General features: G+C 46.7%; 7 protein-coding genes. 3 read left to right on the forward strand and 4 right to left on the reverse strand.

Going from position 1 to position 5,944, the window contains the following annotated elements; translation table 11 throughout:
• Positions 1-36: 36 nt before the first annotated feature.
• From ACWA6V_RS15705 to ACWA6V_RS15715, 3 genes are all read left to right on the forward strand, one after another.
• Positions 37-1,485: a circularly permuted type 2 ATP-grasp protein gene (locus ACWA6V_RS15705; RefSeq protein ID WP_449523378.1), complete on the forward strand. Its 1,449-nt coding sequence runs from the start codon at positions 37-39 to the stop codon at positions 1,483-1,485.
• A 3-nt stretch (positions 1,486-1,488) separates the two neighbouring features.
• Entirely contained in the window at positions 1,489-2,463 is a 975-nt protein-coding gene (locus tag ACWA6V_RS15710; protein ID WP_331353136.1) for an alpha-E domain-containing protein, read from the forward strand.
• A 198-nt stretch (positions 2,464-2,661) separates the two neighbouring features.
• Positions 2,662-3,057 carry a VOC family protein gene (locus ACWA6V_RS15715; RefSeq protein WP_449523373.1) on the forward strand — a complete coding sequence of 132 codons (396 nt, stop codon included), beginning with the start codon at positions 2,662-2,664 and terminating at the stop codon, positions 3,055-3,057.
• Positions 3,058-3,164: 107 nt separating this feature from the next.
• On the opposite strand, the gene ACWA6V_RS15720 is transcribed toward ACWA6V_RS15715, so the two are convergent.
• The 4 genes from ACWA6V_RS15720 to ACWA6V_RS15735 all read right to left on the reverse strand — a co-directional run.
• A complete protein-coding gene (locus ACWA6V_RS15720) occupies positions 3,165-3,737 on the reverse strand; it encodes a flavin reductase family protein (RefSeq protein WP_449523374.1) in 573 nt (190 codons plus the stop codon).
• 1 nt (position 3,738) lies between these two features.
• A complete protein-coding gene (locus tag ACWA6V_RS15725) occupies positions 3,739-4,302 on the reverse strand; it encodes a hypothetical protein (protein WP_449523375.1) in 564 nt (187 codons plus the stop codon).
• A gap of 36 nt (positions 4,303-4,338) precedes the next feature.
• Complete coding sequence (locus ACWA6V_RS15730; protein WP_449523376.1) at positions 4,339-5,268, reverse strand: transglutaminase family protein; 930 nt, start codon at positions 5,266-5,268, stop codon at positions 4,339-4,341.
• A 13-nt stretch (positions 5,269-5,281) separates the two neighbouring features.
• Positions 5,282-5,944 (reverse strand): alpha-E domain-containing protein (locus ACWA6V_RS15735; protein ID WP_449523377.1); only part of this gene is annotated, 663 nt, incomplete at its 5' end.

Raw genomic sequence — 5,944 nt, forward strand, 5'->3', positions numbered from 1 at the left:
AGGCCGCGCATGCTTAAGGAAGTCACCATGAGTGAAATGAAAATAGATTGGCAGAATTATCATTCTGGCCACTTCTACGATGAATTGATCAGCGCGCCCGGCCAACCCCGTCCAGAAACACGACACCTCGCCCAATATCTCGCCTCCTTATCCGGGCAAGAACTTCAAGATCGAAAACTCTCTGCAGAATTAGCCATCAAAACCATGGGCATCTCGTTCACGGTTTACAGCGACGCAGGTAATATCGACCGCGAGTGGCCATTCGATATTATTCCGCGCATTATCCCGCAAAAGGAATGGCAAAAAACCGAGCGCGGCTTAATCCAGCGTTTAACGGCACTGAATTTATTTATTAATGATATTTACAACGAACGCAAAATTATCAAAGACAAAGTAGTGCCAGCCTATTTGTTTGAAGATTCAGTGAATTTCCGCAAAGAATGCATTGGCATGAAACCGGCTTACGGTGTCTGGTCGCATATTTGCGGCAGCGATTTAATTCGCGATGACAAAGGCGAATTTTTTGTATTGGAAGACAATTTGCGTGTGCCTTCCGGTGTTTCCTATATGTTAGAAAACCGCAAAGTAACCAAGCGCGTGTTCCCTGAATTATTTGAAAACCATCATATCGTTCCGGTTACGGATTACCCTAATCAATTGTTTGACACACTCGCGTCATTATCGCCACGCAAAGAAGCAGATCGTCCAGAAATTGTGGTGCTCACACCGGGCATTTATAACTCTGCCTATTTTGAACATTCCTACCTTGCCCAGCAAATGGGAGTGGAATTGGTTGAAGGTAGCGACCTGGTGGTAGACAGCGATGACTGCGTGTATATGCGTAGTATTGATGGCTTGAAACGCGTCGATGTTATTTATCGCCGCATCGACGATTTATTTTTGGACCCGGATATGTTTAATCCGGATTCAGTGCTCGGCGTGCGCGGCTTGATGCGCGCCTGGTTAAAAGGCAATGTTGCACTCGCCAACGCGCCGGGTGCCGGTGTTGCAGATGACAAAGTGATTTATACCTTTGTACCGGCAATGATCAAATACTATTTAGGTGAAGAGCCAATCCTGCCGAATGTACCGAGTTATTTATGCGTCGATAAAAAGCAGTGCGATTATGTACTCGCCAATCTCGACAAGCTTGTCGTAAAACCGGCGAACGAATCCGGTGGTTACGGCATGATTATCGGCCCGCAGGCGAGCAAAAAAGAGCTGGAAGAATTTGCCCTGCGTATCAAAGCAGATCCGCGCAATTACATGGCACAGCCATTAATTTCCTTATCAACTGCCCCAATTCTCACCAACGGTAATGCCGAGCCGCGACACATTGATTTGCGTCCTTTTGTGTTGCAGGGTAAAGATCACTGCGTAACACCCGGTGGGTTGACGCGCGTTGCTATGCGCAAGGGTTCCTATGTGGTGAATTCATCGCAAGGTGGTGGTAGTAAAGATACCTGGATTGTGGTGGAGGACTAAACCATGTTGTCACGCGTAGCTGAACGAATTTATTGGTTAGGCCGCTATATGGAGCGCAGCGAAAATATTGCGCGCCTTGTGAATGTGAATTCAAATTTGTTATTGGATCTGCCCGCCGGCGTGCGTGTCGGTTGGGGTTCGCTGATCGATATCAGCGGTACCGGCAGTTACTTTGAGCGCGATACCCAACTTGCCGATGAAAAAACCGTTGTCAATTTTATTCTGGCGGATAAAAAGAATCCCGCATCCTTAATTAATTCGCTCAGTTTTGCGCGCGAAAATTCGCGCATCACCCGTGAAACCATGCCGATGGAAGCCTGGGAATTAATTAACGATTTATATCACTACATCCGCGACCGCGCCGACAAAGTCACCTCGCGCCGCGACCGCAGCATTATTTTGCTCCACGTGATCAGCAGTGTGCAGCAATTTACCGGTTTACTCGCGGGCTGCATGAGCCACAACAACGCTTACGATTTAATTCGTATTGGCCGCAATCTTGAACGTGCCGATATGAGTACGCGCATTGTGGATGCGGGCTTGGTCAATCTTTTGCCGCACTTATCGGCGGGCGGTACAGAAGTATTGGAACCCTACGACAATATTTTGTGGATGAGCGTACTGCGCTCGTTGAGTGCTTACCAAATGTATCGCCAACATGTGCGCGATCGCGTCAACGCCAATGCAGTAGTGACATTTTTATTGCAGAATGAAGATTTCCCTCGCGCTGTTGCCCACTGCTTAAAACAGCTTGAGCAATGTTTGTGGGCATTGCCAAACAGCGAAAAAGTGTTGGCATCCATCGTCAATATCCAGCACAAATTAGATGAAGCTGATCTGGATGAATTATTAAAATCCGGCCTGCATGAATATATCGATGAGTTGCAGTTGGAAATCGGCAACCTGCATTTCAAAATTGCCGAAACCTGGTTCCTGCCGGTAGTTATGGCGCAATCCCAGGAGCAAAAGTCTGCATAAACCCTTTATTGATTTGTCTTGCGTGTTGTCTCTCTGAGACCCCTGGCCCGTTTATTGAACGGGCCTTTTTTTTGACCCCTCATTCTGCCTGTTTCATTAACTCCGCTCGCGCCCGGGTGGTTGCGCTATCCGGCTGGTTTAGTTATGGTTGGTAAGTGTTTCAATCCACCGTAAAAAATTAACGATAGGAGTAGCAAGATGAAAGGCAATCCGGTTGTTCATTTTGAAATTTATGTACAAGACATGACACGTGCCAAAGCGTTTTATGAAAGTGTGCTTCAAGTGACACTTGAAAAAATACCTTCACCTATTCCAGAAATGGAAATGGATATGTGGTTTTTTCCAATGGATAAAGACGCTCCAATGAGTAGCTATGGTGCGGGAGGCATGCTGGTAAAAATGGAAGGCTTCGCGTCAGGTGGTAGCGGTACGCTGGTCTATTTTGGCTGTGATGATTGTGCTGTGCAAGCAGCCCGCGCGGTAGAATTTGGCGGTAGCCTATTTCAGGAAAAAATGGCTATTGGCGAGCATGGTTTTTGTGCGCTTGCCCGAGATACTGAAGGCAATTTGATTGGCTTTCATTCGATGGAGTAGAACTCTATAAATCTGTAGCTTTTGCTCGTGCAGGAATTACGGAGTCTATGCGCATTGGTGTGAGTACAGAACACTAATGCCCATACCGGGCTTTGCGTTTGCGTATTTTATTCAGAGTAACTACTCTCTGTCTTAAACACTTCGCCCGTCATATAAAATTCACCACCGGCCATATAGTGGATACTGCGTTTTTGCTGATCAGCGGAAAAATGCCAGCGGCCATCAATAAATTGTTCGGCGTCTGCATAGGCTGCCACCACTTCGCCGATGATGACATCCATCGACTCTGCACTTTGTTTTATCACTTTGCATTCCAGCCAACCTATGCAGTCTTCAATCAAGGGTGCGCTAATCTGTGCGGCGGGAAAGGTCTTTATCGCGTAGCGTGCAAATTTATCTGTATCGCGGCCAGATATATCGCCAACATCTAACGTCAGTTTTGCAATTTTTCGCATGGGAAATTGCAAAGCAAATTCACCACTGGCATCAACCAATTCGCGCGTGTAGGTATTTTTGTCGATCACCACTGCAACTTTAGCCGGTGAAAAATCTACCGGCATTGTCCATGAGGCGGCCATAATATTGCGCTGGTTTCCATGCGCACTGGTGACTATGCTGACCGGGCCGTGATTAAATAATTTGTAACTGTCTTTGAGTGGAATTGAAATGTGTGTTGTCATGTTAAAAGGTTAACCCTGTTCCGATATATAAATTCCAGAAATTGGCTTTGCTTTCGCCCGGCTCGCCAAAGTGTTGATAATCCACACCCACACCTAACAGCATATGCTCCTGTATGCGTAAACCGATTTCAGCATTCCCTTCAACAAGTGCTTCCCAATCATCGAGTTCCGGTTGTTTGAATTTAAATCGGCCTGCCCCTGCACCTACGCTCCCCATTAAATAAATTCCTGAGTCATAGGCAAATTCGTCGTAAGTCAAACCGCCAAAGCCAACGGCAAGTGTCTCTACTTTGGCATCGGGCATGGAGTTGTCGAGATTGGTAATACTTTGTTGCACGCTGAGATAAATGGGAATAGGAGAAAATATAATTTTAGCGCCCAGGGTTCTTTCAAATTCCATGTCGTATTTTTCATAACTGCGGTCGCCGCGATCAAATTCATCCTCATCGGCGTCGATAATGCCTAGTGGGGAATATTTGAGTTGCAGTACAAAGGGAAGATCATTTTGTGCGAGCGTGGCATGTGTAAACAGCGAAAATAAAATGCAAGCAATCATCTGCTTCATAATGTTTTCCTTTGTGAGAGGATATGCGAGTAGGTGTTAGTTTTGGCTTTGGCTTTGGTTTTGGCTTTGTGTGGGAATAAAATCGTCGTCGATTCTTCGCACATCAACCGATACAAATAATTGTGGTGAATGGCCTCCGCCGAAGATCACGCCTTTGAGTGGCGCTACGTCGGAGTAGTCGCGCCCCCATGCGGTGGTGATGTGTTGTTCGCCGGTAATTTTATTATTGGTGGGGTCAAACTCATACCAGCCTTCACCGGGTGAATAAACGGCGAACCAGGCGTGGGTTGCGTCGGCACCAACTAATTTTTCTTGTCCGGGCGGCGGCAATGTTTCCAGATAGCCGCTGACGTAGCGCGCGGGATAACCAAGTGAGCGCAAACAGCCAATCGCAAAATGAGCAAAGTCCTGGCATACGCCGCGTTTATGTTTAAGTACATCGGCGAGTGGCGTGGCGACATCGGAAAATTCCGGGTCATAAATAAAATCGGTAAAAATCCGCTGGGTTAACTCCATCACCGCCGATAAAAAAGGGCGGTCGTCAGGAAACGAAATGGCTGCATATTCCGCTAAATCAGGATGCTGCTGCACCATCGGGGAATCCAACATAAATTCACGTGCGCACAGGGTTTCCCAATCTTTACTGTGCTTCAGTAAATATTTCACGTAAGTGCAGGGGTTGCCGAAATCCAGGTTGATATTGATTGCGGTATCTTTAATGGTGATTTCGCTGGTGATGCTGACATCCAATTCTGTGTGGTCTTTTTCAATTGAAAATTGCAGGAATTGATTGCCAAAATAATCCGTGCGCATATTGCGTGTGGTGGCAAGTGGCGAGACTTTTACCTCGATTGAATCGATACGCTGCTTTTCTGTGTAGCGTGGCAGTACATAAGCAAGGTTATAGCAATTGCTCACTGATAACGCATAGCGGTAGCGGGTGCTGTGTTTAATCCGGTATTTCATGCAAACACCTGTTTCATAGCTGATCTTGCCATTCACTATTTTTGACCAATAATTGCGGCCCTTCAGCGTGGTCGAAGTAGCGTTGGCCAATGGCTTTGGCCGCAGTGCCAATTAAATATTGCAGACGCGAAAGTAATTGATCCAATTCGCCGCGAATACCATTGGCGGTTTTAGCGAGCGTTTTAATATCGCTTAACTTTAATGCGGTAGTCGCTTCCAACAATAATTTATGTTCAGTGCTAAATTCATCGCGGTTGTCGGGCAGATCGGCAAAGTGGTTTTCCAACTGCGTCAGTTGATAAATCAACGAGCGTGGATTTTTGCTATTAAGCATAATCATTTCCAATCCCTGATCGATACGTATTCCATTTTGGTAGCGACGGCGATAAGGAATTAACGCCTCACCACAGAGCAAGCTGGATTCAATTAAAGTTTCCTGTTCAATTTCATCGAAGCCGGTCACGAGTAGCGAGCGCAAAGTGTTGACGATTTGCAGCGCGCGCTCCAAACGGCGACCCATCTCCATAAAATGCCAACCACTACCGCGCGTCATGCTTTCGTGGATCAATCCGGCAAAGGCGAGCAGTGTGGTAATGAGTGGCGCCAAGGCTTCTTCTGGTGCCGAGAGCGCATCGGGTTCCAGTGCAATTTTTAATTGCTCCAGTTCATCGCCAAT

This window comes from Cellvibrio sp., assembly GCF_053579595.1.

Bases quoted from the DNA above. Each gene is read 5' to 3' on its own strand.
- ACWA6V_RS15705 (WP_449523378.1), top strand. From the start codon at position 37: ATGAAAATAGATTGGCAGAATTATCATTCTGGCCACTTCTACGATGAA.
- ACWA6V_RS15710 (WP_331353136.1), top strand. From the start codon at position 1,489: ATGTTGTCACGCGTAGCTGAACGAATTTATTGGTTAGGCCGCTATATG.
- ACWA6V_RS15715 (WP_449523373.1), top strand. From the start codon at position 2,662: ATGAAAGGCAATCCGGTTGTTCATTTTGAAATTTATGTACAAGACATG.
- ACWA6V_RS15720 (WP_449523374.1), bottom strand. From the start codon at position 3,737: ATGACAACACACATTTCAATTCCACTCAAAGACAGTTACAAATTATTT.
- ACWA6V_RS15725 (WP_449523375.1), bottom strand. From the start codon at position 4,302: ATGAAGCAGATGATTGCTTGCATTTTATTTTCGCTGTTTACACATGCC.
- ACWA6V_RS15730 (WP_449523376.1), bottom strand. From the start codon at position 5,268: ATGAAATACCGGATTAAACACAGCACCCGCTACCGCTATGCGTTATCA.